The sequence below is a fragment of the Undibacterium sp. Ji83W genome (assembly GCF_049340385.1).
Lineage (GTDB): Bacteria > Pseudomonadota > Gammaproteobacteria > Burkholderiales > Burkholderiaceae_D > Undibacterium.
The window spans coordinates 1-1,191 of record NZ_JBMPOZ010000060.1; the positions used below are offsets into that span (position 1 = coordinate 1).

Consider the following 1,191-nt stretch of genomic DNA (forward strand, 5'->3'; position numbering starts at 1 on the left):
GGAATGTCTGATTAAGTTCTAATTTTCTTCAATTTCAAAATCATGTTCAGGCAAAAGCATGAAATGCGTTGCAGGAACATGATGATCTTCATAAATTGGGGAACATCTCCCCCATCTGTATCAGTTCCCGGGCGATTTCTCGCCCATTGGGCACACTATGCCCCTTGCATGCGCATCAAGCGCCTGCGAACCATGAACAAGTTCGCCAGTGCACAAGTGACGAACAAGCGGTGCGCGTTCTTCTGCATCCCACGATATCTGACCTTGGTAAATCCAAACATGCGTTTGATGATACAGAAGGCATGTTCAACCTTGGCACGCACGCTTGACTTGCGGCGATTGGTCAGGCGTTCTTCTTCTGTCAGCGTGTGACTGCGTGTGCCCCGGATGTTGGTAAAGTCCTTTATCCCTGGTGCTTTGCTGCGTGCAACCTGCTTTTGGCCCGTGTAGGCAGAATCGCCCCAGTAACGTGTCTCGCGCCCGTGCAGTAATTTTGGCAATACCTGGCTGTCGTGGACATTGGCTCCGGTTGCGACAACGGCATGAATCAATTTGGTCTTGCTATCAACGCCTATGTGTCCCTTCATCCCGAAATACCATTGATTGCCTTTTTTTGTCTGGCGCATTTCCGGATCACGTTTGCCTTCTTTGTTCTTGGTGGAAGAAGGTGCTGAAATGATCGTAGCATCGACGATGGTGCCGCCCGACACTTTCATTCCTCGCTCCTGCAGATGACGGCCTACTTCTTCGAAGATACGTTTGCCAAGGTCATGGCGCTCCAGCAGATGCCGGAATTTGCACACTGTTGTTTCATCCGGCACTGGCTCATTGCCCAGATCAATATTGGCAAAGCTGCGCATGGAAACGGATTCGTATAAGGCTTCCTCGACAGCCGGGTCAGACAGGTTGAACCATTGTTGCAAGAAATAAATGCGTAGCATGCGTTCCACGCCAACAGGCGGGCGTCCATTCCCTGCCTTGGGATAATGGGGCTCTATCAGTTCGCATAGCATAGCCCATGGCACGACTTCGTTCATCTCGGAGAGAAACACTGCTCGCTTCGTCGTCTTGGCGTAGCGTTCAAAGCCACCTTCGGCAAAAGTTGTCTGTTTCATGGCATTCGGGATTCAATGAGAATAGGCTTATATTAACGTTTCTAAATCAATACTCGGATACTTAATCAGAGATTCC

The 1,191-nt window shown here is 49.8% G+C and carries 1 protein-coding gene; it reads right to left on the bottom strand.

Translation table 11 applies throughout. The annotated features are described in order from the left end of the window. Positions 1-155: 155 nt before the first annotated feature. A complete protein-coding gene (locus ACO0LD_RS31705; protein ID WP_423013522.1) occupies positions 156-1,115 on the bottom strand; it encodes an IS5 family transposase in 960 nt (319 codons plus the stop codon). Positions 1,116-1,191 lie beyond the last annotated feature (76 nt).